Origin of the sequence: Streptomyces sp. 796.1, from assembly GCF_047525675.1 — a bacterium.
Classification (GTDB): domain Bacteria; phylum Actinomycetota; class Actinomycetes; order Streptomycetales; family Streptomycetaceae; genus Streptomyces.
The window spans coordinates 143,761-169,539 of the sequence record NZ_JBLIWA010000015.1; the positions used below are offsets into that span (position 1 = coordinate 143,761).

Sequence of the window (25,779 nt, forward strand, 5' to 3'; positions counted from 1 at the left end):
GTCCACGTACCGGCTGGTTGATACAGCCACGACGTTAATGCGCAGGCAACCTGACGACCATGGCCCGGACTGGCCGCAACCGGCGTGGCCGCTCGCGGCCAACGCCCCACGGGCCCCACCGGCCGCACGCACGCGACCTGGTCCAGCGGCCGGACACGTCATATTGTCAGGCGCATGTCCATTGATTCTCGTACGTCACGCGGCGCCGAGGGTCACCCGGCCTGCACATGCCTCCGACCGTTCGGGGCCGGTCGTCCCTTCGCTGACGCGGCCGAGGCCAAGGGCGTGTACGGGACGCTCGTACGGCAGACCATGGGCGCGCCACCACAGGGCGACGAGGGCTGCGGCCCGCTGGCGGACGGCGTGGCGCGCTGGTTGATCGAACGCCGGCTGCTCAGCGACGACGGGCACGCGGTCCGCTCCGTCGAGCGGGCGCTCGACGAACTCATCGCGCTGCAAAGGCGACGCCTGCGCTCGGCTGCCGCCTCGCTGGACGCCGGGTTGCGCGCCATCGACGACGTGGCGGCGCTGCTGCCGTCGACCCGCGTCGAGGGCGCACACACGGCCGAGGTGGAGTTCTTCCAGGACCGCGACCTGTTCCGCAAACGGCTGCGCGAATTCGACGCGTTGGGGCGGGAGGAGGTGGTCGTCATGCGCAAGTCGCTGCCCGACGCCAAGGTGCTGGACGCCAGCCTCGTCAATGACCTGCACATGTTGGAGCAGGGCGTGCGGTGGCGGATGGTGGTCGCGCCGGCGGTCGTCCGGGCCCCGGTCGCGCGCCGCTACCTGGCCACCCTCGCCGAGCGGGGCGCCCGCATCAAGGTGGGCACCGTCGTGCCCGCGCACTTCGCCTCCTTCGACGGCCTGGTCACCGTGGTCTCGCTCGGCGCGGCACCCCGCTTCGACGACGGCGACGCGATCGTGCACAGCCCGCTGCTCGCACGCTGCTTCCAGCAGGTCTTCGAGTACGGCTGGACCGCGGGCCGGCCCTTCCCCGGGGACGTGGCGGCCGATGACGAACAGCCGTACACCGCCCGGGAGCGGGAGATCCTGCACCTGATGGCCCTCGGCGCCAAGGACGAGCGCATCGCCCGCCGGTTGGGTTGCTCGGACCGTACGTTGCGCCGCCTGATCACCCAACTCCTGCACAAGCTCGGCGCGGGCAGCCGCTTCGAGGCGGGCGTACGTGCGGCCCGACTCGGCCTCCTCGACCACGAGGGTTGACCAACCCCGGGGCTTGGCTGGGCTCGGGGGTTGGGCCCGTGTTGGGGGTGGGTGTGGCCCAGGGTTGGCCGCGCCCTGGGAGTCGAGCACGCGCCGGGGTTGGTCGCGCCTGATGGTTGGGAGCGCCCCGGGGCCGGCCACACCCTGAGAGTCGACCACGTCCTGGGGTTGGTCGTACCTCGGTGGCCGGCCCACCGGCGGGGCGGGATGACCGTCGCCGCGACCGCGCCCACCGAACCGTACGGCCCGCTCCGTACCCCTCCGGGCGGCAGCCACCCAGTGTCGCGCGCCCCAGGGCAGCACGCCGGGCAGGGCGACCCGCCACCCCGCGTCGCGCGCCGCCGCGAAGGCGTACCGCACCGGCCCCTGCGTCGGCCGAAGTTCGCGCTCCACCCCCCCGGCGGCAGCCACCACCACCGAGCCCGGCGCGGCGAGAGCGCAGTCCGGCCCCCAAGGCGCCCCGAGCACAGGGCCGCCCAGGACGCTCTTTTCTGAACCGCACATTGACTGAAGGTGAACTGCGGGCGCCTTTATTCAAGGGAGGCTTTTTCTCTCGGTGAGCGGGCAACCCTTCCCGTATTTCGCTCGTCAAACCGGCTGACGAACTCGACCATGCTGCCCGGGAGGTGGACGAAATTGTGTGGGCCAGCGCTTCGGTGTGCGCGCACATCGCCGTCCGGGATGATCTGTGACCGGCGTCACGGAAACGCGCCTGCTCGGCCGGACAGATATTGAGTAGCAGCGTGCAATTCCTTCGCTGAGCCACGCCCCTTTACGTCTCGAAAGCAACCATGCCTTCTCTCACCATGCCCCGAGCGGATGCCATTCCGCGGCAACTCGGGAAGAAACCTGAGCCTTTCCGAGCCATTCGGGCACGGGCCGCCGGCCTGGCCGCACTACTCTCCGCGATTTCGTTGTGCCTCGGTGATGTGATCGCACGGAGTTTCCCTTTCGGCTGGCGCACCCGTAGCGTCAACGACCTGGGAAACCAGTTCATCCCCTATCACGCCCACCTCTGGGACGTGCTGCACGGCAAGGCCGATGGCAATCTCTTCGTCAACTGGCAGTCCGGCTACGGCTCCAGCTTTCTGCCCGATTACGGCACGTATCTGACCAGCCCCTTCGCCCTCCTCGTCGGCGTCTTCCCGCGCGATCAGATCGACCTCGCCGTCTACGTCATCAGCGTGCTGAAGATCGCCACGGCCGGCGCCGCGATGGCCTGGCTGCTGCGCACCGTACGCACCGGCCCCTGGTGGATGGCGGGCGCGCTGGGCGCCTCGTACGCACTGTGCGGCTGGACGCTCGCCGGAGCCGTCTACAACCCGATGTGGCTCGACGGGCTGATCGCCCTGCCGCTGCTGTGCCTGGTCGGCGAGTGGACGCTGGCCGGCCGACGGATGGTGGCGGGTCCGCTGCTGGTCGCCCTCGTGTGGGTGGCGAACTTCTACACCGCCTACATGGCCACCATCGGGGCCGCCCTCATCCTCATCGCCCGGCTGCTCTTCGACCGGCCCCCGCTGGCCGCAGGCGCCCGGCCACAGCCGCCCGCGCACCCCGGCCCCGCCCCGACCGACGGCCCGCACCCGGCGCGCGCCACGGCCGATGGGGAGGCCGCGACGGAAGGGGGCGCGGCCGACGACCCGCCCGCCACCCCGGCGCCGTCCCCGACCGAGGGCCCCACCACCCCCCGCACCGAGCCCGCGGCCACCTCCGCCCCCCAACCGACGGTGCCGAAGCTGCTGCTGCAACTCTGGCGCCCCCTGGTGGCCCTGCTGATCGGCGTGGGCCTGGCAGCGCCGCTGGTCAGCGTCGTCTACGCGGGCACGGGCGAGGCGTACCCGGGCAGCGACACGGAGTTCGAGCCCGAACGGTGGATGGACGTCTTCGCCCGGCTGCTGCCCGGCTCGTACGGCTTCAACTCGCCCGCCCTGTACGTGGACACCGTGGCCCTGCTGCTCGCACTGTCGCTGCCGTTCAACACCGCGGTGCCGCGACGGGTGCGCCTGGGCTGGAGCGGGCTCACCGTCGCGGTGCTGCTCTCCTTCCAGTGGAAGCCGACCCACCTGGCCTGGCACGCCTTCACCACGCCCAACGGCAGCCAGTTCCGGCAGACCTTCGTGCTGTGCGCCCTGCTCGTCGTCTCGGCCTGGCTCTCGGTCAGCCGCGGCCGGCCGTCCTGGCGGGCGCTCGCGGGCGGCGGCGCCGTCCTGGCCGCCCTCTGCTGCACCGCCCGCAACAGTGCGCTCCTGCACTGGTCGCTGCCCATCACGCTGGCCGGGGTCGTCGCCGTGGCCGCCGCGTATCTGTTGTTCAGCGCCGCCGAAACGTACCGGCGCCCGCTACTGGGCGTGCTCGCCGCCCTCGTGCTGATCGGCATGCAGGTCGGACAGTCCACCGCGACCATGGCCGTCAGCGACCGCAAACGCCTCGCCCACATGGACGACTACGCGCCCTGGGGCGACCGCCAACGCGAGCAGCGCGCGGCCATCGAAGCAGCCGACGGCTGGCCCGCCTACCGCACCGAACCGGGCCGCAACCAGACCACGGGGAACGACCCGATGCTGCTCGGTGGGCAGGGCGTCGCGTACTACAGCAGCCTCACCGCCGACGTGCTCAGCCGCACCATGACCGCGCTCGGCGGCGGCTCGACCTCACGGGGCCGCTCCGTACAGAGCCTGGACAACCCGGTCACCGACGTCATCTTCTCCGTCGGCGCCCGGCTGCGCTCCCCGCTCGACCCGCACCAGCGCTGGAACCCGCGCCACCCGGGCCCGGTGCGCACCGTCCGCCAGCCCGTGCCGCCGTTGGTCACCGTGCGCCCGCCCGGCGCCACTCCGCGGTACGGGAAGTCCGCGTTCCGCAACCAGGAACTGCTGCTCGGCGCCCGCGTCTACACCGTCCCCAGCCGCTTCACGCTGAGCATCGGGGGCAACACCGACCTCTCCCGCACCCGCGACGGCAGCTACCGGCTGCCCGCCAGGCACCGCGCCGCCGACCCGACCGGCGAACTGACCACCACCTGCCCCGCCGGCAGCTCCGTCTACCTGTGGGCGCCCCGCTACTGGGGCACCGCGACGCTGCGCGGCGGCAATCTCGAACCGGCCGACTTCCGGGGCGACTACCCCGTCAACCGGACCGCGGCCATCCAGTCACTCGGCCGCGTCCCGGCGGACGGCAAGGTGCAGATCGAACTGGCAGCGGCCCGCGGCGGCTCGGTGCCGCTCGGCGCGGTCGGCTGCCTGGACCGGGTCAAGCTCAGGACCGCCGCCGAACGGCTGACCAGCACCGGCGGCACTGAGATCCGCGTCGACGGCGACAGCATCCGCGCCACCGTGGACCGCGGCAACCGCGGCACCGCGGTCTTCGCCATGCCCCGCATCGAGGGCTGGCAGTGCTCGGCCGGCAACGGCCCGCGCCGCCCCGCCGACTCCTACCTCGGTCTCGTCGCCGTGCAGCTGAGCGCCGACGCGACCTCCGTGAGCTGCTCCTTCACACCACCCGGCCTCAACCGCGGGCTGGCCGTCGGAGCCGGTTCGCTGCTCGCCCTCGTCTCGCTCGGCGCCTGGCGCGGCTGGCGGACCCGGCGCGCGGCCGGACCGGCCCCAGGCCACCCGCAGGCCGCGCAGGCGAGCCATGACTAGCCCGCCCGCCCCCTCTGTCCTTCGGCCCGCTCACCTGCCGAGCAGGCCCGTCGTCCGTGATTCCGTACGGGGAGAACCATGCTGATCTCGATTGTCGTGCCGTGCTACAACGAAGAAGCCGTCATCGACCGCTTCCACGAGCACCTGGCCCTGGAACTCCTCGCCATTGAGCACGAATTCGAATTCGTCTACGTGGACGACGGCAGCAAGGACCGCACGCTGCCCCTCCTCAAGCGGCTCGCAGGCTCGGACGCCCGCGTACGGTACGTCTCCTTCAGCCGGAACTTCGGCAAGGAGGCGGCGATGTTCGCCGGCCTGCGCTACGCCACGGGCGACGCCGTCGTCATCATGGACGCCGACCTCCAGCACCCGCCCGAGCTGGTGGGACGCATGGTCGAGCTGCGGGAACAGGGCCACGACCAGGTGATCGCCAAGCGCACCAGGGACGGCGACCGGGTCACCCGCACCTGGACCGCGCGCGGCTACTACAAGCTGGTCAACAAGCTGGTCGACGTGGAACTCGTCGACGGCGTGGGCGATTTCCGGCTCCTCTCCCGCCGGGCCGTGAACGCCATTCTCCAGCTCACCGAGTACAACCGGTTCTCGAAGGGCCTTTTCGCCTGGGTCGGATTCCCGAGCGTCACCTTCGAATACCGCAATGCAGTACGCGAAGAGGGCCGCAGCAAGTGGACCTTCAGCCAATTGCTCAACTACGGTGCCGACGGCGTCATCTCCTTCAACAACAAGCCACTGCGTGCCGCCGTGTATCTGGGCCTCACGCTGCTTTCCGTCGCCATCCTCTACGCCACCTGGATCGTCGGCACCGTATTGGTCGACGGCGTGGACACGCCCGGCTACGCTACGCTCCTCGTGGTCATCACCGCACTCGCCGGTGTCCAAATGGTCATGATCGGGGTGATCGGCGAATACATCGGCCGCATCTACTACGAGGTCAAGCGCCGCCCGCACTATCTGGTACAGACCACGAATGCCCCGCAGGCGGCCGACCTGAAGGACCTGGTCCGTTGATCACTGGGCAATTCGTACGGTTCGGCCTGGTGGGGGTCATCAACACCGGAACGTACTACCTTAGCTACCTCATCCTGCTGTGGTGGCTGCCCTATCTGGTGGCGCACATCGCGGCCTTCGCCCTGAGCACCATCGGCTCGTACTTCCTGAATGTGTACATCACCTACCGGACGCGTCCGGCCTGGCGCACGTTCCTGCTCTTCCCGCTGACCACGGTCGCCAACTTCACCATCACCACCGGCGGCGTCTACGTCCTCGTCGACCTCGCCGGAACGAACGACAAGGCCGCACCACTCATCGCCGCGGCGGCAGCCGTTCCGATCACCTTCGTGGTCTCCCGCACGATCATGGTGGGCCGCACGCCAGCGCCCACGCCGACCCCGGACGAGGAGCCGGCCCGGGGCTGAGGACGGGGCCCGGCCGGCCGTACCACGGCGACACCTGGACCGTCCGCCGAGTTGGGGGGCGCCAGGTGGCGTCAGGCATCACGCCCGCCGTACGGGACGCTGCCCGACCCTGCTCACGACCCAACTCGCCCGGCTCCGGCTGCCATTGACCGTAAGGTGGCCGGGGCTGGATGTCGTACGCCTCGACGTGACGCCATGTCAGCGGAGCCGGTGAACCCGGAATCCGCCCCGATCCGTGGCGGCCGGCACAGCCGGAAGCGGCCGGGCCTGACGCGGTCCGCGGCCGGCACACCCGGCCTGTCCATTCGGCACGTCCATTCGGCACGTCCGGTCGGCGAGTGACCCGATACCGCCGACCGGTGCGACGGCCGTACGCCCCCTGGTCCCCAAATGGTCCCCAAAACGACCGAAGGCCGGTTTCGGATTTCTCCAAAACCGGCCCTGACCTGCGACTCTCACGAGTCGGGACGACAGGATTTGAACCTGCGACCCCTTGACCCCCAGTCAAGTGCGCTACCAAGCTGCGCCACGTCCCGATGCATCGGACGCCGGCTCCGCGCTCGCGCCGCCGCCGTCGTTGCAGGTCAAGAGCGTACAGCATGACCGCGGTCGATGCCGCCCGCCCCGATGGCAGGTCCGTGCCGACCGTCGGCCGGCGCGGTGGACGGCCCCGTCCCCGCGCCCCGCGCCGACTACGCTCGCAGGCCATGACGTCGAAGCATGACCGCCTGACGATCGGCGAACTCGCGGCCCGCAGCGGACTGGCGACCTCCGCCCTGCGCTACTACGAGGAACTCGGCCTCATCCACGCCGAACGCACCGTCGGCGGCCAGCGTCGCTTCCCCCGCGCCACGCTCCGCCGGGTCGCCTTCATCCGCGCCGCCCAGCAGGTCGGCCTCTCGCTTGAGGAGGCCGGCGCCGCGCTCCGGCGGCTGCCCGAGGAACGGGCCCCCAACGCCGCCCAGTGGAACTCGGTGGCCCGCGTCTGGAGCCACCGCATCGACGCGCAGATCGCCGACCTGGAACGGCTCAAGCGCCGCCTCGCCGGCTGCATCGGCTGTGGCTGCCTCTCGCTGCGCAAGTGCAGTCTCTACAACCCGCAGGACGCCGCGGCCGAGCGCGGCACCGGGGCGCGCTACCTCCTCGGCGACGACCCGGCGACCGAAGGCGACCTGCCCCAGGGCCCGCTAGGACCCACCCGCCGGACCGCCGCCGCACCGGCGGGCGGCGCTGCCGAGCCGAACCGTCGGGCCGACGAAGCACCCGCACCGGGCGCCGCGCGGTCGGCCCCGTCGCCACGCATACCCCTGCCGCGCGCCACGCGCGGCTGACCCGTCGCCCGACGCGACGGGGCGCCGCTCCCCGAGCTGGGGAACGGCGCCCCGTCCGCCGTCACGGTGCCGCTGCGCCGGAGACGGCTCCCGGCTCACTCCGCGCCCCGCGCGGAGTGAGCCGGGGCACACCCTCCCGTACGGGATGCCTCCTCATACGCTGCCGGGCTTGAACACGTCCTGTTCCATCAGCAGCTTGTCGATCCGGGCCTTGTCCACCCGGTTGGTCACCTCCTCGACCTCCTGCCGGTCGCGTACGCACTTGGCCAGGGTGAAGGCGGAGGTGACCACGAAGACCAGGCCGAGCCCGAGGAAGCCACGCTCCCAGGCGCCGACCGACAGCTTGGAGATCCCGTAGGCGACGGCGCCCAGGGAGAGCACGAACGAGAGCGCGGCCTGGATGAAGAACGCGGTGGTCGTCGGGCGCTGAATGGAAGGTGTCGTCATGCACGTAGCGTCGCCGGGTCGTGACGGGCGCACATGAGTACGGTTACTCAACTCGGCCTGAGTGTCACCGCAGGGCCGCCGATCCCCTGCCTGGCGCGGAGATCAACGGCCGGGAAGGCGTGCGCGACCACCCGATGAAGTGCGGTATCGTTCTCGTACGCGCTCGGCCGGGGGGAACCCCAAGGGCCGCAGGGCATCGGGACGTGGCGCAGCTTGGTAGCGCACTTGACTGGGGGTCAAGGGGTCGCAGGTTCAAATCCTGTCGTCCCGACTCGTGAGAGTCGCAGGTCAGGGCCGGTTTTGGAGAAATCCGAAGCCGGCCTTCGGTCGTTTTGGGGACCGGTTGGGGACCATGCCTTGATCGCGGTCAGCGGGGTCACGACGATCGTGCTCGGCGACTGGGTAGTGAAGCGGGCGGCGGTACGCGACCATCTGGAAGTTTCGCCGCGTGCCCGCCGCCGGCTGTGATGCGTGAGGTGCGGGGCGCGGGACCTCTGGGACGAATTTGCCGCAAGGGTGGCAAGCAGAAGCAGTCATGAAACGGAATGCGGAACCCGATAGTCGGGCAGTGGTGGCCGTATCGGGGCCCGCTCGTCGCGGGCTGCCGTCGGTGGCCTGCCGTGCCGGCTTCGTATTTGCTCAAGCTAATAAATTGCAATCATTGCAGGTCAGGGCTGTCTTGGGATTCCTTTCGAGTAAATGCTTGGGTCTGTTGTGCACACCCGCAGCGAGATCTGCATGTGGGTAGAAAAGCAATTTCCTGTGCCTCATGGCCGCAAGAAGAGGGGCTGGTTCGGGCAGTGATCATGGCTGTATCGTCGAGTCCGGTATGGGGCGGGAACGGACCTGGCACGCGCTGACCTCGCGTGAATCCATCTGCGTACCCATATGGGGCATCTTGGAACGTCATTCCTTGGGCCTTCTTATCGGTCCCGGGCGCCTGGGCCACGGCACGTACTGAGGGGGCAGGCGAGTGGACACCGGCTGACCGCCCTGCAATTGCGCAATCGCCTCGCCGGAGCCACCGGCCTCCCCCCTGCCCACCACCATCGTCTCGACCAGTCGACCGGACCGGTTGCGCCCGCCGCTCACCCGCGCCGCGAACTGGCCGCAAGTCACGGAGAGCCCGCTGCCTCAACCGTCACGTTGGCGGTGAAGGATACGCTCACCGGGCTGTACCAACAGGCGTGTGAGCTCGGGTTGTACGAGGGGGTGAGCGCATGGCGAACGCTGCCGCGCTGGTGCACCAGCAGGGTGTTCGAGCTCATGACCGGCGCCCGCCTCCCCGGCCAGGGCGACTACCTGCGGGTCTTCGACGGCTGGGCGCCGGTCGCGGTCGCCACCCCCGCGCTGTGCCTGCCTGCCGCCTTCCCGCCCGACGGGAGCACCGCGATGGAGGCCGAAGACGCCTGGTGACCCCGGTGGCCCTTCCCGGCCGAGGACGCCGACGTACCCGGCAACCACTTCACGGTCATGGCGGACCACTCCGGGACCACCGCACGCGCCGTACGGCACGGCTTGCGGCCCGCCACGACCGGACCCGCTGACGGCGGGCACCCACACGCGTATCCGACCAAGCACGACCACGCAACAGAACGGACGACGACCATGACAGCTACCGACGGCAGCGACCTCTGGCTCCGCCGGTTCCACCCCGCGCCGGCCGCCTCGGCCCGGCTGGTGTGCTTCCCGCACGCAGGCGGATCGGCCAGCTTCTACTTCCCCGTGTCGGCCGCGCTGGCCAGTGACGCCGACGTCGTGGCCATCCAGTACCCCGGCCGCCAGGACCGGCGCCACGAGCCGAACGTGGAGGACCTGCACACCCTGGCCGACCGCATCGCCCCCGTGGTGGCACCGCTCTTCGACCGGCCCGTGGTGTTCTTCGGACACAGCATGGGCGCCGTCCTCGCCTTCGAGGTGGCCCGCCGGCTCCAGGCCGACGGGCACGTTCCCGCGAAGCTGTTCGCCTCTGGCCGGCGCGCCCCCTCCACCCGCCGTGCGGAGAACGTCCACCAGCGGGACGACGACGGGATCGTCGCCGAGATGAAGGCCATGAGCGGCACCGACGCCCAGGTGCTGGGTGACGAGGAACTGCTGCGCATGGTGCTGCCGGCGATCCGCAGTGACTACCGGGCCATCGAGACGTACGCCCCGGTGGAGACGACCGTCGACTGCCCGATCACCGCCCTGGTCGGCGACGCGGACCCGAAGACGACCATCCCCGAAGCGGAGGCGTGGGGCGCCCACACCACCGCCGAGTTCGCCACCGAGGTGTTCGGCGGCGGCCACTTCTACCTCAGCCCGCGCGCGGCCGAGGTCATCGCCCTGGTCCGCCAAGCGGTACAGGGTGCGGTGACCGTCGGCTGACCGACGACGAGGAAGACCGCTGAACAGCAGGGGTTGGACGGGCAAACCGTCCAACCCCTGCTGCGTTGCCGAGCCGGGGCCCGGGGCCTCGCGGACCTGGTGGCGCCCGGTAGGGACCGGGCCCGGTCCGAAACGGCGCATTGTGTGTGGGGAGAGGGGCTGGGGTTAGTTCTCGCCAACTATGCCTGGACGGAGCGGACTTGGCGGAGGCGAGTGGTGGGGCGGGGGCGGGCACGGAAATGCGGCAGTGTTCGTCAGGCGAACGCCGAGCGAGGGCGCGAAGTGGGGCGGAATTCGCCAGGCGAACGCGGAGGGTGCTGGGCCCCGGCAGGTCGGCCTTGCGTACAGGAGGGCTGCCGTTACGGAGAGTGAAGGCGGTCGGTGTGTCCGGGCCCCGCCGTGACGGGTGTGCCGCCCGGAGCGCGACCGCCGCCCGCGTCGCGAGCCAGGGCGGGGCTCGGTCCGGTGCCGGCGCGGGGCGAGGGCCGAGGAGAGGGGCGTGCGGGGCCGGGCCCTGCTGCCCGGGCTGCGCTGGTTCGGGGGAGGGTGGCGGGTAAGGCATGATCGAGGGATGTCTGATCGCATCATCGCCGCCTGCGACGGGGCGGCCAAGGGGAACCCGGGCCTGGCCGGATGGGCGTGGGTCATCGCGGACGCGGCCGGTCGGCCGGAGCGCTGGGAGGCCGGCCCGCTGGGACGCGCCACCAACAACGTGGGCGAACTCACCGCCCTACAGCGGTTGTTGGAGGCGGTGGACCCCGGGACCGCCCTGGAGGTGCGCATGGACTCGCAGTACGCGATGAAGGCCGTGACCGAGTGGCTGCCGGGCTGGAAGCGCAAGGGTTGGAAGACGGCGTCGGGCAAGCCGGTCGCCAATCAGGAGCTTGTCCAGCAGATCGACGCGCTGCTCACCGGCCGGGACGTCGAGTTCCGGTACGTGCCGGCGCACCAGGTGGGCGGCGACCCGCTGAACGCCATCGCCGACCAGGCTGCGAGCGACGCGGCCGTCAGCCAGCAGGCCGCCGGCACCGCGCTCGGCGCGACGGAGCTGCCGGTTCCCGAGCCGGGCCGCAGCACCCCGACCCGGGCGCGCTCGGGCTCCGGCGCGGGGAAGCGGCCGGCCCGCTCCGGCTCGGGCGGCAGCGCGCCCACGATCAAGGCGAAGTTCCGCGGCACCTGCCCGTGCGGCGCCTCGTACGACGTGGGCGAGTCGATCACCAAGCTCGGTACGCGCTGGGGCCACCCCGCCTGCCGGGCGGCCGGGGTGCAGACGGCGGCGGACTGAGCTCACGACTTCGACACGGCGGTACGGAACCGGGCGCGGCCGTCACGGGCCGCCCGCCTGCACCGCGCCGAGCTCGCCCGGCCCCGCGTCCGGCCGGAAGTCGTCCGTGGCTGACTTCCCCTCGTTGCTGGGGCGGGCCATCGCCGCTTCGATGGCCCCCTGCCGACGGCGGTCCCGTTGTCGGCGACCGCGAGGGAAGGGGGTCGGAAGACCGTGCGTCACCCCAGAAGAGTCGGCCGCCGCGGCGGCCGAAGAGCACGACCGAGTGGCATACCGGGTGCGGCGGCGCTAGTGGGCGTCGCCGCACTCGTCGTATCGGTGCTTCCCGCGCACGACGCAGCGGCGGCGGACCCGCCGGCGGCCAGCCCGGTGGACGTGGTCCCGGGCCAGCGGACGCAGACGCCCGCCCTGGTGCAGGGGCTGCGCGACGCGGCCCCGGCCGGTGGCAGCGCGGCCGACGCGGCCCGCAGCTATCTCGACGAACAGCGGGGCAGGTACCGGATCGCCGCGGCCCGGCGCGATCTGGTGCCGGTGTCCACCACGACCTCGGGCGGCCAGGAGGCGGTACGCCTCCAGCAGCGGTACCGGGGCGTGCCCGTCCTGGGCGGTCAGTACGTCGTCCGGATGCAGCAGAAGGACGGCGAGCGCACCGTCACCGGCACCTCGGGCAAGTACTTCACCGAACTGCGTACCACCACGACACCCGAGGTCAGCGAGGCGATCGCGGTCGAGCGCGCGATCGACGCCGTCACCACCGAACTCAGTGAACGAAAGTTCGCCGGGCAGGAGCCGCCCGCGGGCGCCCCGGAACCGGCGCCGCTCACCGGCACCGCCCGCGGCCTGGTGGTGCTGCCGTCCGGCGCCGGCGTGCTCACCCGGCACGTCACCGTACGCGGCAGCGACCCGGCCACCGGGCTGCCGGTCCTGCGCGAGGTGTACGTGGACGCCCGCGCCGGCTACCCCGTCCTCCAGTACAGCGGCATCAAGACGCTCGACGCCCCCCGGGCCACCGACCGGCGGCCGGCACCGAACGTCCAGGCTCCAGCGGAGGCCCACGCCCGACCGAAGGCGCAGGCCCGAACGGACGCTCGGGCCCGCGGGCCCCGCGCCGCCGAACGCGGCTTCGGCGTCAAGCTGGACGGTCAGGGCGTCGCCCTGGAGGTGGAGTACGACGCGTACCGCAAGGTGTACGCGCTCCGTGACCGCACCCGCATTCCCGATGACTACGGCTCCCTGGCCACCTGGGACGCCCGCGGCAAGACCCCGAGTGAGGTGTCGGGCCAGTGGCCGCCGGAGCTTGAGGTGGTCGGCGCGCCGACCCCCGCGTTCCCCTTCGAAGCCACCAACGCCGGTGCGGTGGACGCGCATTGGGCCGCCGCGAAGGTCTACGACTACCTCCGCGACAAGCACGGCCGCAACAGCCTCGACGGCCACGGCATGACGATCGACTCGCTGGTGGGCGTCGCCAGCTACGACGGTAGTTACGTCAACGCCTTCTGGGACGGCCAGAAGATGGTCTACGGCATCGGCGACGCCGAGTTCCGGCCGCTCTCGGCCGGTCTCGACGTCGTCGGTCACGAGATGACGCACGGCGTCATCGAACACTCGGCCAACCTGGTGTACGCCGGCCAGTCAGGGGCCATGAACGAGGCCATCGCCGACTACTTCGGCAACGCCATCGAGGCGGACGCGTACGACATCCCGGTCTCCGACCCCGATTCGGGGCTGCTCGGCGAGCGGCTGTGTCGGACCAAGGAGCCCCGCGCGTGCGCGCTGCGTGACCTCAACGACGGGCGGACCACCAGCAAGTCCTTCCTCGGTGTCGGCTTCGGCACCGACAACGGCGGCGTCCACCTCAACTCCACCATCTTCGGCGGCGCGCTGTGGGACGTACGCCAGGAACTGGGCGCCGAGCGCACTGACCGCATCGTTTACCGGGCGCTGACCCAGTACCTCACCCCGTTGGACGGCTTCACCGAGGGGCGGGCCGCGGTGCTGGCCGCGGCGAAGGAACTCGGTGCGACGGCGGCCGAACAGCGGGCGGTGGAGCGCGCGTTCACCGGCCACGGCATCGTGCCGGGCTGGGAACTCGCTCTCGGCGTGGACTCCGACGTCATCCTGGACCGGGTCAACACCACCGACTCCAACCCGGGTGGGGGCGGCGGCTGGTGGGTGGCTTCCAAGTCCAACGAGGACGGCTCGGAACCGTACTCGGTGTGGGCCGGGCGCGGCGACGGAGCCGGTGAGCCCAAGCTGATCAGCCCTAACGACGGCCGCTACCACGTCAACCCGGCCACCGACGGCAAGACCGTGGTGTGGCAGGCGTTCGGCTCCGGTGGTGGCGTGGAGATCTTGGCCAGGCCGCTGGCCGGCGGGCCGGTCAAGAAGCTGTGGCGGGGCCGCGGCGCTAGCACCGCGATGGACGTCGACGGCGACGTCGTCACCTTCGGCCACGCCAACCACGGAGGACGCCAGGGTGTGACCTATCTGAGCCTGCGGGACCCCGCGAACATCGTCCGCATCGGCGGCGGCACCTACCACCAGTCGTACACCCCGTCGGTCAGCCGAGGGAAGGTGGCCTACCAGGACAAACGGCGGGTGCGGGCCGCCGAGTACGAGTGGACCACGCACGTGGTGGACGTGGCCACCGGACAGGACACCGTCATCCAGCGGGCGACGCCCGGGGCGCGCATCGGCCCGACGGACATCAACGGCAGCCACGTCTTCTGGCTCCTGGACGAGCAGACCCAGCAGGACCGGACGACGGTACGGCGCGCCGCGCTCGACGGCTCGGGCATCGTCGACCTCAGCCCGCAGACCGGTCCGGACGCGCTCAACGCGTACACCCTGACGGTCTCCGACGACAGCGTGACGGTCGGCAGCTACCTGCCCGACCCCGAGATCCGCAACGAGTCGATCCCCAAGCTCTACCAGTTCGCGGCCGGCGGTTCACCGGACGACCCGGGCACCCGGCGGGGCCGGGTCTCCTGCAACCGCGGCGAGCAGGGCCCGGCCACCGCGCTGACGGGCAGCCAGGTGGTCTGGCTCGACGCCACGACCGGCATCAGCAGCCTGGTCACCCGCTCCCGGCCGACGGGCCACTGCGGCTGATCGCCCCGGTACGGAGCCGTTCGCACGGAACAGGGTGCGGGGGCGCGGCACTGGGGCTGGGGCCGGCGCCGGAGCGTGATCGGGCCGGCCCAGTCCCGGCCCTGGCCTCAGTCGCAGTCCCAGCACCAGTCCCGACCCCAGTGCCAGCCCCGGCCCCGGTCTCAGCCCTGGGCGCGGCACCAGCTCCAGAGAAACGGCATGCATTCCAGAATGCGCCGACACGCGGAAGGGGCCGCTGCGAAAGCGCTGTGTCTTGCGCGCTTCCGTGCTGGCCCCCATTCCGTGTCGCCCCGCATTCCGCGCCGTCGCGTTCCCCATGGTGTCCCCCATTTCGAGCCGTCGTGCTCCCTGCGCCGCCCCGTGCTTTCTGCGCTGCTGCACCTTCGTACCGCCGTGCATTTGTGCCGCCGTGCATTCGTACCGTCCCGCACGACGATCCGGCTCGCACCGTCGCGCGGAGCGCATTCGGCCGCACATCTCGTGCGGGCCGGGGCGGCGGGTTAACCTACCCGTTCGGTCTCCGCTCCCCCCCCGGCCTTCGGGCCCGCCGGGTGGGGGAGCGGGCGGGGCCGCGTACGGGTGGTGACCAAGCCCGGTCCGCCGTGGGTCGGTCGCCGGCTAGGGTCGGAGCGTCCCGGCGCCCGGCCGGGCTGTCCACCCGTACGGTACGAACGGTCCAGCCGACGTAGCGACGCGGCGGACGACAGCACGACGGCGCCGCACGCACGCGGCGCCGCACCAGCGCAGTGGGGAGGCGGCATGGCACGGCGTACGGCGGTCCCAGGCCGCCGCGTCGCGGCGTCGGACGCGCGACCCGGGGGGCTGCGCCCGCTGGCCGCGACCGTCGTCGCCGTACTCGTCGCCCTCGTGGGCCTGCTGTCCCCGGCCGGCCACCCCACGCCGCTGCGCACCGGGGCGCACACTCCGGCCGCAGCGCCGTACGCGATCAACCCCACCGCCGCGCCGTACCCGAACAGCCTCGCGACCTCGCCGTACGCGAGTAGCCCCACAGCCCCGTCGTACGCCACCCACCCCACAGCCGTCCCGGATGTCCGGCAAGCCACAGGACCGCAGCTCGCCGCCGGCCAGCAGGCCGCGCACCAGGCGCTGCGGCTGCTCGCGGACGAGGCCGCCGGGCCCGAGGCGGCCGACGGGCCGCACCTCCAGCCGTACGGCGCGCTGCCGCGGCTGACGGCGGACCGCTCCGCGAGCGGGCACGCCGCTCCGCCACCGGGGGCCGCAGCCGTGCCCCCGCCGACGGTGTTCACGCCGTCGGTCGGCTGGCGCGCGCCGCCTGCCGGGCGTGTCGACCTGGCCCGCGCCGTGCACGCCACGCCGTACGCCGGCCGGGCGCCCCCGCATTCCTCCGGTATCTGATCCCTCACCCCCGCACCACTTCCTTTCCCGCGCCGCCGTGTGCGGCTGCGGCACGCCTGCCGGAGGCATGCTGTGACGCGCTCCATGCGGGTGCGAGCCCTGTTCGCGCTCGTCCTCGTCGCCCTATCGCTCTACATCGCCGTGACCGTGCCCGCCCGCCTCGGCCTCGACCTGCGGGGCGGCACCCAGATCGTGCTCGAAACCCGGGACTCGGCCACCGCGACGGCCGACTCCAAGGCCGCCGACCGCACCCTGGAGGTGCTCCGCCGCCGGGTCGACGCGCTCGGCGTCACCGAACCCACCCTCACCCGTTCCGGCGAGAACCGGATCATCGTCGAACTACCCGGCGTACAGGACCCGCGCGAGGCCGCCGACGTACTCGGCCGCACCGCACAACTCGCCTTCCACCCCGTTCTCGCCCAGGCCCCACCGGGCACCACCACCGACGGCGAGGACACCAAGAACACCCAGAACACTCAGAAATCCCAGAACACCCAGAACGCCCAGAAGACCAAAGACACCCAAGACACCCAAGACACCAAGGAAGGAAAGGAAGGCAAGGGGAGCAGCGAAGCCGGTGCGGACGGGAAGGGGCGGGTGCTGTCCGACGAGGACGGCAATGTGCTGCGGCTCGGGCCGGCCACGCTCGGCGGTGGCGACGTCGGTGAGGCCGAGGCGCGCCTGGACCCCCAGGCCGGACTCGGCTGGTTCGTCAGCATCGACTTCCGCAAGGGCGGCAAGGGGTGGGCCGCGTTGACCGGCCAGGCCGCGTGCGCCGCCCCCGGTGACCCGGCTCGCCGGGTGGCCATCGTCCTCGACGACGAGATCATCTCGTCCCCGCAGGTCGACCCCGGCGTGCAGTGCGAACGGGGCATCACCGGCGGCTCCACCCAGATCACCGGGAACTTCGACCGCGACGAGGCCCGCGAACTCGCGCTGTTGATCAACGGCGGCGCGCTGCCGGTGCCGGTGGAGACCGTGGAACAGCGGACCGTCGGCCCCACGCTGGGCGCCGAGGCCATCCGGGCCAGCGCCCAGGCGGCCATCATCGGCACCGCGCTGACCGGTCTGTTCATCATCGCCGTCTACCGTCTCCTCGGCGGCCTCGCCGTCCTCGCACTCGCCTGTTACGGGCTGCTCTCCTACGCCGCCCTGGTCGGCCTGGGAGCCACCCTGACCCTGCCGGGCCTCGCGGGATTCGTATTGGCCATCGGAATGGCGGTCGATGCGAATGTCCTCGTCTTCGAGCGGGCGCGCGAGGAATACGCGGTACGGGAAAGGAAAACGCCGCGCTCGGCGTTGGCCGCCGGATTCCGGCAGGCGTTCAGCGCGATTGCCGATTCCAACATCACCACGCTGATCGCGGCCGGACTACTGTTCCTGCTCGCCTCCGGGCCGGTCCGCGGCTTCGGCGTCACGCTGGGCATCGGCGTGCTGGCCTCCATGATCAGTGCCCTGGTGATCACCCGGGCGCTCGCCGACTTCGCGGTGGCCCGGCGCGCGGTGCGCAAGCGGCCAGGCGTCACCGGGATCGCCGACAGCGGGGCGGTCCGCACCTGGCTGCTGCGCCGCAACCCGTACCTGCTGCGCCGCCCCCGGCGCTGGCTCGCCGGCTCCGCCGTCGCCCTGGTCCTGGCCACTGCGGGCATCGGGGTGCGGGGGCTGGACTTCGGGGTGGAGTTCACCGGCGGCCGGCTGGTGGAGTACTCGACCGCGGCCCCGGTCGACGTCGACCGGGCCCGGGAGGCGGTGGCCGACGTCGGCTTCCCGCGCGCCGTCGTGCAGTCATCGGGCGAGCGCGAACTGACCGTACGGACCGGCGAGATGACCAACGAGGAGGAGGCCCAGATCGGTCGGGCCATCGGCGACCTGTCGGGGAAACCGGTGGAGAAGGTCCGGGACGAGTCGATCGGCCCCAGCATGGGTGAGGAGCTACGGCGCGGGGCGCTGATCGCGCTGGCCGTCGCGGTCGGGGCGCAACTCCTCTACCTCGCCGTCCGGTTCCGCTTCGCCCTCGGCCTGGCCACGGTGGTGGCCATGGTGCACGACGTGGTGATCCTGGTGGGGACGTTCGCCTGGCTCGGCAAACCCATCGACGGGATCTTCCTGGCCGCCCTGCTCACCGTCATCGGCTACTCGGTCAACGACTCCGTCGTCATCTTCGACCGGGTCAGACAGTTGCAGCAGGACGGGCCCGGGGCCTCGTACGCGCGCCTCACCAACACCGCCGTGCTGCAAACGGTGCCGCGCACCATCAACACCGGCATGGGGGCCGTCTTCATCCTGGCGACCCTGACCGTGGTGGGTGGTGACTCGCTGACGGACTTCGCCCTCGCGCTGTTGATCGGCGTGCTGGTCGGCACGTACTCCTCGATGTTCACCGCGGCCCCGCTCGCGGTGGAGTTGCAGTCCCGCGGCGGCTCGCGGCCCGCTACGGGCGACGGGCCGGCCTCCGGTACGGGGGAGGAGTCGGGGCCGGCAGGGCAGGAAGCCCGCGCGCCGCGCCCGGGCGACCGCCGGATGCCCGCGGGGCCGGCCCGTCCGGCGAGCGGTCGGCGCTGAGCCGGCCGGCCCGGGGGCGAACGCACCGGCGCCCACGTACCCCGCGGGGTACGTGGGCGCCGCCCGGTGGGCGCGGCCCGGCCCGTGATCCGGGCGGCTGCTTCTAGGTCTCGCGCCCGGCGGTCCAGATGCGGCTGCTCAGGTCCCGGCCGCGGAGCACCTGTACGCGCCAGGGCTCGATGCGCAGCAGGTGGTACTGCGGGTCCGTCGGGCCGCCGGACCAGTAGCCGCGGGGGTCGTAACCCACCCCGGCCGGGCTGCCCTTGCGGTAGAGCTCCCAGCCGCGGAGCTTGGTGGCCGGGTCGTCGACCCAGGTGGAGACGGAGTCGATGAACACCGCGTTCTGCCGGGGGCTCCAGTAGGAGTAGGTGGTGTGCGGGTTGTTCGCCAGGTGGGCCGACTTCACCGGTGTCTTGTAGGTGGCGAGCCAGCCGACAGGTTGTCCGTCCACGACCTCCCAGACGGGCAGCAGCACGCGCGCCCGGGGGCGGCCCTGCTTGTCGACGGTGGTCATGGTCGCGTAGCGGATGTCGCTCACGTACTGGAGGAACTCGCTCTCCAGGGCGGAGAAGGAGGACACGTTCAGCGCCACGGCGCCACCTCCGTCGTCGCGGTGATCATCGCGCGGCCCCCGCCGTCTGCACGGGCGCGGTGTCGGCCTGCGCCGTGGTCTCGCCCTGGGCTGCGGCATCTTCCGTCGTGCGGTGCCGGCCGCGCAGGCCAAAGGCGCTGATGAGTACGGCGAGGAGGGCCGCGCCGAGCGGGACGAGCAGGGCGGCGTGGTAGCCGTCCAACAGTGCACCGGGGGTTTCGTCGTCGCCGGTGGCCACGACGCTCACGGCGGTGACCGTGGACAGGCCGAGGGCGGCGCCGAACTGGAAGGCGGTGTAGAGGAGCGCCCCGGCCAGGCCCTGCTCCTCCTCGGCTATGCCCTCGGTGGCGACGATCGTCAGCGGACCGTAGGCCAGCGAGAACGCCAGGCCAAGGGTGATGAAGCTGGGGAACATCGCCGCGTACGTCCAGTCGTCGCCGACCGGCAGGAACAGTGCGTACGAGAGCACGGCAAGGAGCAGGCCGACGAAGGTGACCCGGGCATTGCCGAAGCGGTTGACGAGCCTGGGGGTGAGGGTGGGGGAGATGGCCGCGTCGACGCCGATCACCAGCAGGGCGAAGCTGGTCTGGATCGTGGACCAGCCGCGCAACTCCTGGAGGTAGAACACGGCGATGAACTGGAAGCCGAAGAAGCTGGCCGCGAGGAGCAGTGCGGCAAGGTTGGCGCGTACCAGCGAGCCGCTGCGCAGGATGCCCAGCCGCACCAGGGGGTCGGCCGCCCGGCGTTCGGCCAGGACGAAGACGCCGAGGAGCGCGAAGCCGGCGGCGAGGGTGCCCACCGTCTGCCCCCCGCTGGCGTGGGCGGCGCGCTCGACGCCGAGGACGAGCAGCACGAACGCACCGGTCACGGTGAGCGCCCCGAGCACGTCCACGCGCTGCCCGGTCCTGGCCGGCTGCTCTGACCTGGGGATCAGGACGAACGCGGCGACCAGGAGGACGGCCGAGAGGGCGACGGGGGCGAAGAACACCCAGCGCCAGTCGGCCGAGGACAGCAGCCCGCCGACGACCAGGCCGACCGAGAAGCCGCCGGCCGCGGTGCCCGAGTAGACCAGGAGGGCCTTGTCGCGCTGCGGTCCCTCGGAGAAGCCGGTCGTGATGATGGACAGTCCGGCCGGAGTCATGAACGCGGCGGCCACTCCGGTCACGAAGCGGGCGGCGATCAGGGTGGGACCGTTGTCGGCGAAGCCACCCAACCCGGAGAAGAGCAGGAACACGGTGAGCCAGAACAGGAACATCTGCCGGCGGCCGAAGAGGTCCGCCGCCCGGCCGCCCAGCAGCATGAACCCGCCGTAACCCACCACGTAGGCGCTCATCACCCACTGCAACTCGCCGGTGGACATGTCGAGGTCGGCGCGGATCGACGGCAGGGCCACATTGAGCATGGCCACGTCGATGCCCTCTAGGAAGATCGCTCCGCACAGGACGAACAGCACCGCCCAGGCACGCCCGTCCAGGCGGGCGACGCCGGGTTCCGACGGTGGGGATGCAGACGACGTGGACACGTCAGACTCCTTCGATGATGAGGAACAGCGAGGATGGAAAAGGGGGGGAGAGGGCAACGGGGCGACGGGTCGGAACACGCACTGCGCAGTACGGTTACCGATTCAGTGGTCGGTTCCCTCTTGTTACTGCCTCGATCCTGATGCACTCTGAACGACCATGGAAGAAGGCACTTTGAAGTCACCGAGTCACTGCACGGGAACCGGGGACGACCAGGCCCGCCAGTGGGACGCCCGCGAAGGGTGTGAAGTCCGACAGATCCTGGACCGGGTGGGCGACAAGTGGTCGCTGCTCGTCATCGCCCTGCTCGACCGACGCACCCTGCGCTTCACCGAACTGCGGCGCGAGGTCGACGGCATCAGTCAGCGCATGTTGACGGTGACCCTGCGGCAGTTGGAGCGTGACGGCCTGGTGCGCCGTACGGTCCACCCGGTCGTTCCGCCGCGCGTGGACTACCAACTCACCCCGATGGGCGCCACCCTGCACGACACCATCCAGGCGCTGGTGACCTGGACCGAGGGGCACCAGGACGAGATCGCCGCCGCGCGCGCCGCGTACGACCAGCGCGAGGAGCAGGCACAGAGCGCCTGACGGGTGGCGGCCGGCCCGGCTGCGGTGTGCGGTAGGTCCGCTTGCTGTTGCTGTTGCTGTTGCTGTTGCCGCGGATCGTGGTCGGGGCGGCCGGCCGCGGTGGGTGAGGTGGCCTGCTGCTCCCGGGCGCGTCCGGGACTCGGGCCAGGGCGCGCCGGTCGGGCTTCGTGGGCCGCGCGCTTGTGAACGAGAGCGAGGTTGCGGCCTGGGCGAGCGCGGCCCGGGCGCCCTGGTGTCATCCCGAAGTCGCGTCGGCCGTACGCCCGGCGGCGGACGCGAGTTCACTCTGCGGAGCGATCCTTCGCATCGGCACGGCTGCGATCGTCAAGCGTGAGCGCAACGAGCGCCAGCCCGTCGAAGCCGAGGACTGACATGCCACCCATCCAGGACGTCGTAACCCCCCTTGCTGCCCGGCCGGGGCGGCTTCGCTCGGTGTGGCGGGCCGCCCACGAACCCGTCAGCGGAGTGCCCCGCTGGCTCCGGCGCACGGCCTACGCGGTGCCGCTCGTCGTCCTGCCCTCAAGTCTGTGGCGGCTCCCATCGGCGTTCGACGGGGGGATCAACCCGTACATCCTCTTCCTGTCGGCAGCCTCCGAACTCCTCGCCTTCACCGCGATCGGCCTCGTCGCACGCTGGGGTGAGGTGTTCCCGCACTGGCTCCCCGGTCTGCGCGGGCGCCGCGTCCCGAGGATGGCCGCGGTCATCCCGGCCGCCATCGGCGCCACGGTCCTCACGGCGGTGTTCACGGTTCTGGCCGTCGTCGTCGAGGTCCAGGGCACCACGATCCGCGGCGACGACCTGCCCGACGACTTCCCCACGCAGGCCGGTGGCCTGGAATCCGCCTGGTTCTACGCCTGCTACACGCCGCTGATTCTGTGGGGGCCGCTGTTGGCGGTCTTGACCGTTGCGTACCACAAGCGCCGCCGCGGGGGCAGCGGTTCGGCGGGCGCCGTCGCGTAGCTCGCCGGTCACGCTTTCAACGCACCGCCGCACCGCCGCACCGCCACGTCACCGCACTGTCAGGGCCCGTGCGCGGCCTGGTCCGCCATTGTTCTGCTCGGCTGGCACGGCGTCACCGTGCGAGACAAGGTGCGAGGGCATTCACCAGGCGGGCGAGACGGTCATCGCGCCGCCCGCCCGCCCGCTGCGTGTCGCAGGCTCAGACCCGGCCGAAGACCACCGAGGTGTTGATGCCGCCGAAGCCGAACGCATTGCTGAGCGCGTACCGCGGCTCGGCCGCCACCTCGTGGCCCGGAGCCAGTCGCAGTGGCGCCGCGGCGGGGATGGGGGCCTTGAGGTTGGCGTTCGGGTGGATGAAGCCGAGCCGCAACTGCTGTACGCAGGCCACCGCCTCGATCGCCGCTGCGGCGCCCAGGCAGTGGCCGGTGAGCGACTTGGTGGCGTTGACCCAGGGTTCGCCCACCCGGTCGCCGAACACCTCGCCGAGCGCCTCGGCCTCGGCCACGTCACCCTGCGGGGTCGAGGTGGCGTGCGCGTTCACGTACTCCACGTCGGCGGGGGCCAGGCCGGCGTCGGCGAGCGCGGCGCGCATCACCCGCACCTCCCCCGCGAGGGACGGCGCCGAGGTACGGCTGCCGTGCAACAGCACGGCGCCGCCCAGGAGTTGGGCCAGCGGCTGCGCGCCGCGGGCGGCTGCGTGCGCGGTTGACTCAAGGAGCAGGGCCGCCGCGCCCTCGCCGTAGATGAAGCCGTCGTGCCCGGTGTCGAAGGGGCGGCTGCGTTCGGACGCCGGGTCCTGCTGCTCCTTGGCCCCGAGCGCGCCGAGGTTGAAGAACGCCATCCGCTCGACCGCGGACAGCTCCGTCATCGGGGCGATGACCAGGCACGCGTCCGCGTATCCGGCCCGGACCATGCGCAGGGCCGTGACCAGCCCGACGTTGCCGGCGGCCGATGCGCCGCCGGTGGCCACCCCCTCGCCCAGCACGCCGAACAGTTCGCTCGCGGTGCCGAGCAGATCAGTGTCCCACAGGTCCACGGCGTAGCTCGGCCGTACGAACGAGGGGGCGCGCTCGAACTTGCGGCCCATCTCCTGGTACAGCTCGTGCGCCTGGTTGCCGCCGGCGATCACCAGCCCGGTGCGGGTGCCGTCGAAGCCGCTGCCGTGGGCCGGCAGCCCTGCCTGCGACCACGCCTGGACGGCGGCGAGGAGCGCGTACTGCTTGGTGCGGGTGGCGCGCCGCAGCAGCGGGCGCAGCCGATCACGCAACTCCGGTACGGCCGCGGTCAGTTGGGCTTCGAACACGTCGGCGGGGGAGCGCCGTGGGCGGCCCGCGACGCCCAGGGTGGCCGGCAGCCCGTCCGCCGGCGGCTCGAAGGTGACCCGACTCTCGCCCGTACGCAGGGCGGCGGTGAACTCGTCGAGGTCGCCACCGAGCGCGCACTGCACCCCGAGCCCGGTGATGACGACGCCGCTGCCCGCGCTCATGACAGCAGGTCCGCCCGGACGGTGGCGAGCCGGGCCGGCTCGGTGCCGAAGGGGGTGATGACCGGGTAGGTGCGCAGTGCCGGGTGGCTGTTCTTCATGATGGCCGCCAGCGTGGAGGACGGCGTCAGGTCGATGAAGTCGGCCTCGGCCGCCCCGGGCACGGCGGACAGCGCCTCGGTGAAGGCGATCGGCTTGCGCAGCGTGTGCCAGCAGTCCTCCGCCTGCCACCCCTTGACCGCGTCGGCCGTGGTGGAGGAGATCAGCAGCGGGCGGGCGGCGTCGACGGTGGGGGTCGCGTCGAAGACCAGGGAGGCCGCCGCCTCGGTGATGCGCTCGCGCAGCCCGTCCAGGGCGGAGGAGTGGAAGGCGTACCGCACCGGCAGCGTCACGGTGATCAGGCCGCGGTCCTTGAGGAGGTCGGTGGCGATGCGCAGGCCGTGCGCCTCGCCGCTCAGCACGAAGTGGTTGGCGTGGTTGATCGACGCCATCTCGGTGTGCTGGTGCAGCGCGGGCAGCTCCTCGTACAGCCGCGGGTCACCGAGCACGGCCACCATGCCGCCCGGCCTCATGGACCCCTTCAGCAGGTGCGCCATCTCGACCACGAAGCCGAGCGCGGCCTCCGCCGGTACGTATCCGGCGATGGCCATGGCACTGAACTCGCCGAGGCTGGAGCCCACCAGAACATCCGGAGTGATGCCCTCCGAGCGGAGCAGCTCACTCAGTGAATATTCGATCATGAAGATCGCCGCGTTGGACCTGGCCAGGTCGTCGCACGGGTCCGAGAGGGTGCGGGCCGGGTCGTAGAGATAGCCGGTGACGGAGTGTCCGAATCGACTGGAGCACACCGCATCCAACTCGTCCATGCTGCGTCGGAACTCGGCACTCTCCTGATAGAGGGTGGATGCCATACCGAAGTACTGCGAACCCTGACCGCCGAGCAGGTAGACCGTGTTGCCCACGTATTATCCCCCGATTACTTTTCTTTTTCATTTCACAATATGTCGTGCGGGTGAACAGGTGGGTTCAGTTCCCGCGCGAATGGCCGAACGGACACTATATGAGGGCGAGTTTACGGGTCAACGCTCCTGGTCATTTCTCGACTATTCTGGACATTTACGGCGGTGGTTGGATCGGTGACTCATGCCGCCGCTGAAGTGGAACCTGCGATTCCCCCCTTTTTGGCGGCGCCTGGCTGGATGTAAGGTCAAGGCGTTCTCATCGAACCTGAAAGCGTGACAGCTCGATGTCAATCCAGTAACCGGCCGTCATCGAGTTGCGTTGGGTGGGTTTGGTGGGGTGAAATGACGCGCGGCTGTTTCGGGGGCGTGTCGGCGTGTTGGGGATGATGGCTGCTGCTGCGTGCATCAAGTGGGCTGGTTCGCCCACAAGGTGACGCGGTCGCCCGCCTCGCTCGTACTTGCTGACTACCACTTCCGTGGCGCCCGTGTGCGAAATTCTGGAAGTTCATCGGGGGAAGCGATCATGGGTCTGACCGGTATGCGCCGGCGTGGCGCCGTTCCGTTGCGTCTCAAGGGGCGGACAGTTGTGCCCCGTCGAGTGGGGAGTGCCCGCGCGCCGCGCGCCGACCTCCGCTGCGCCCGTCCATACCTCGGTCACCAGGGACATCTGCTGTCCGGCCACCGCGCCGTCGCGGTCGGCGACCGGATGCTCACTCACGCGCTCTGAACGGCCCCACCACGGGCTGGCATTGGTGTCCGCAGCTTCCTTAGCGGCGAATGGCAGTGGCTTGTGAGCAACGCTGCCTTGCGGTGATTGGCAATGAGTTATGCGCTGCTGACGGGCGGTATTTGAACATCGCCCGAGCAGGGCGGGCAATTCGGCTTCCCAT

Annotated in this window: 18 protein-coding genes and 2 tRNA genes; 14 read left to right on the top strand and 6 right to left on the bottom strand. The window is 71.4% G+C overall.

Annotation, left to right across the window (positions count from 1 at the left end; genetic code table 11):
- Positions 1-174 precede the first annotated feature (174 nt).
- The 4 genes from ACMA1D_RS12765 to ACMA1D_RS12780 all read left to right on the top strand — a co-directional run bounded on the left by ACMA1D_RS12765 (position 175) and on the right by ACMA1D_RS12780 (position 6,301).
- On the top strand, positions 175-1,224 hold the full coding sequence (locus ACMA1D_RS12765) for a LuxR C-terminal-related transcriptional regulator (protein ID WP_414724032.1): 1,050 nt from the start codon (positions 175-177) through the stop codon (positions 1,222-1,224).
- Positions 1,225-2,030: 806 nt separating this feature from the next.
- Complete coding sequence (locus ACMA1D_RS12770) at positions 2,031-4,865, top strand: YfhO family protein (RefSeq protein WP_414724058.1); 2,835 nt, start codon at positions 2,031-2,033, stop codon at positions 4,863-4,865.
- A 78-nt stretch (positions 4,866-4,943) separates the two neighbouring features.
- Entirely contained in the window at positions 4,944-5,894 is a 951-nt protein-coding gene (locus ACMA1D_RS12775; protein ID WP_414724033.1) for a glycosyltransferase family 2 protein, read from the top strand.
- A complete protein-coding gene (locus ACMA1D_RS12780; protein ID WP_414724059.1) occupies positions 5,894-6,301 on the top strand; it encodes a GtrA family protein in 408 nt (135 codons plus the stop codon). The genes ACMA1D_RS12775 and ACMA1D_RS12780 overlap by 1 nt, the downstream gene beginning before the upstream one ends.
- A 462-nt stretch (positions 6,302-6,763) precedes the next feature.
- Here the strand turns inward: ACMA1D_RS12780 and ACMA1D_RS12785 are convergent.
- Positions 6,764-6,837 (bottom strand) — tRNA-Pro (locus ACMA1D_RS12785).
- A 171-nt stretch (positions 6,838-7,008) separates the two neighbouring features.
- Between ACMA1D_RS12785 and soxR the strand changes: the two genes are divergently transcribed.
- Positions 7,009-7,632, top strand: coding sequence for a redox-sensitive transcriptional activator SoxR (gene soxR / locus ACMA1D_RS12790; RefSeq protein WP_414724034.1), 624 nt, complete (start codon positions 7,009-7,011; stop codon positions 7,630-7,632).
- Between the two features lie 153 nt (positions 7,633-7,785).
- Here soxR and ACMA1D_RS12795 read toward each other — a convergent pair whose 3' ends face one another.
- Entirely contained in the window at positions 7,786-8,079 is a 294-nt protein-coding gene (locus ACMA1D_RS12795; protein ID WP_349993011.1) for a YiaA/YiaB family inner membrane protein, read from the bottom strand.
- A gap of 197 nt (positions 8,080-8,276) precedes the next feature.
- Between ACMA1D_RS12795 and ACMA1D_RS12800 the strand changes: the two genes are divergently transcribed.
- The 7 genes from ACMA1D_RS12800 to secD all read left to right on the top strand — a co-directional run bounded on the left by ACMA1D_RS12800 (position 8,277) and on the right by secD (position 18,781).
- Positions 8,277-8,350: transfer RNA gene (locus tag ACMA1D_RS12800), tRNA-Pro, on the top strand.
- A gap of 881 nt (positions 8,351-9,231) precedes the next feature.
- The gene (locus ACMA1D_RS12805) at positions 9,232-9,495 is read left to right on the top strand and encodes a hypothetical protein (RefSeq protein WP_414724035.1); all 264 of its coding nucleotides are present in this window, start codon (positions 9,232-9,234) and stop codon (positions 9,493-9,495) included.
- Positions 9,496-9,687: 192 nt separating this feature from the next.
- Positions 9,688-10,446: a thioesterase II family protein gene (locus tag ACMA1D_RS12810; protein WP_414724036.1), complete on the top strand. Its 759-nt coding sequence runs from the start codon at positions 9,688-9,690 to the stop codon at positions 10,444-10,446.
- 571 nt (positions 10,447-11,017) lie between these two features.
- A complete protein-coding gene (locus ACMA1D_RS12815) occupies positions 11,018-11,731 on the top strand; it encodes a ribonuclease H family protein (RefSeq protein WP_414724037.1) in 714 nt (237 codons plus the stop codon).
- Between the two features lie 291 nt (positions 11,732-12,022).
- Positions 12,023-14,842: a M4 family metallopeptidase gene (locus ACMA1D_RS12820; protein ID WP_414724038.1), complete on the top strand. Its 2,820-nt coding sequence runs from the start codon at positions 12,023-12,025 to the stop codon at positions 14,840-14,842.
- A gap of 759 nt (positions 14,843-15,601) precedes the next feature.
- Positions 15,602-16,219 (top strand): hypothetical protein, encoded by a 618-nt coding sequence (locus tag ACMA1D_RS12825; RefSeq protein WP_414724039.1) that lies wholly within the window; start codon positions 15,602-15,604, stop codon positions 16,217-16,219.
- An 84-nt stretch (positions 16,220-16,303) separates the two neighbouring features.
- Positions 16,304-18,781, top strand: a complete 2,478-nt coding sequence (gene secD / locus ACMA1D_RS12830; RefSeq protein ID WP_414724060.1) for a protein translocase subunit SecD — start codon at positions 16,304-16,306, stop codon at positions 18,779-18,781.
- Between the two features lie 103 nt (positions 18,782-18,884).
- On the opposite strand, the gene ACMA1D_RS12835 is transcribed toward secD, so the two are convergent.
- Complete coding sequence (locus ACMA1D_RS12835) at positions 18,885-19,373, bottom strand: pyridoxamine 5'-phosphate oxidase family protein (RefSeq protein ID WP_414724040.1); 489 nt, start codon at positions 19,371-19,373, stop codon at positions 18,885-18,887.
- Positions 19,374-19,398: 25 nt separating this feature from the next.
- Complete coding sequence (locus ACMA1D_RS12840) at positions 19,399-20,847, bottom strand: MFS transporter (protein ID WP_414724061.1); 1,449 nt, start codon at positions 20,845-20,847, stop codon at positions 19,399-19,401.
- Between the two features lie 205 nt (positions 20,848-21,052).
- Here ACMA1D_RS12840 and ACMA1D_RS12845 point away from each other — a divergent pair, with 205 nt between their 5' ends.
- Together ACMA1D_RS12845 and ACMA1D_RS12850 are read left to right on the top strand one after the other, a co-directional pair.
- Entirely contained in the window at positions 21,053-21,484 is a 432-nt protein-coding gene (locus tag ACMA1D_RS12845; RefSeq protein ID WP_414724041.1) for a winged helix-turn-helix transcriptional regulator, read from the top strand.
- Positions 21,485-21,949: 465 nt separating this feature from the next.
- On the top strand, positions 21,950-22,444 hold the full coding sequence (locus ACMA1D_RS12850; RefSeq protein ID WP_414724042.1) for a hypothetical protein: 495 nt from the start codon (positions 21,950-21,952) through the stop codon (positions 22,442-22,444).
- 199 nt (positions 22,445-22,643) lie between these two features.
- On the opposite strand, the gene ACMA1D_RS12855 is transcribed toward ACMA1D_RS12850, so the two are convergent.
- Together ACMA1D_RS12855 and ACMA1D_RS12860 are read right to left on the bottom strand one after the other, a co-directional pair.
- A complete protein-coding gene (locus ACMA1D_RS12855; RefSeq protein WP_414724043.1) occupies positions 22,644-23,930 on the bottom strand; it encodes a beta-ketoacyl synthase N-terminal-like domain-containing protein in 1,287 nt (428 codons plus the stop codon).
- Entirely contained in the window at positions 23,927-24,889 is a 963-nt protein-coding gene (locus ACMA1D_RS12860; RefSeq protein ID WP_414724044.1) for an acyltransferase domain-containing protein, read from the bottom strand. The genes ACMA1D_RS12855 and ACMA1D_RS12860 overlap by 4 nt, the downstream gene beginning before the upstream one ends.
- Positions 24,890-25,779 lie beyond the last annotated feature (890 nt).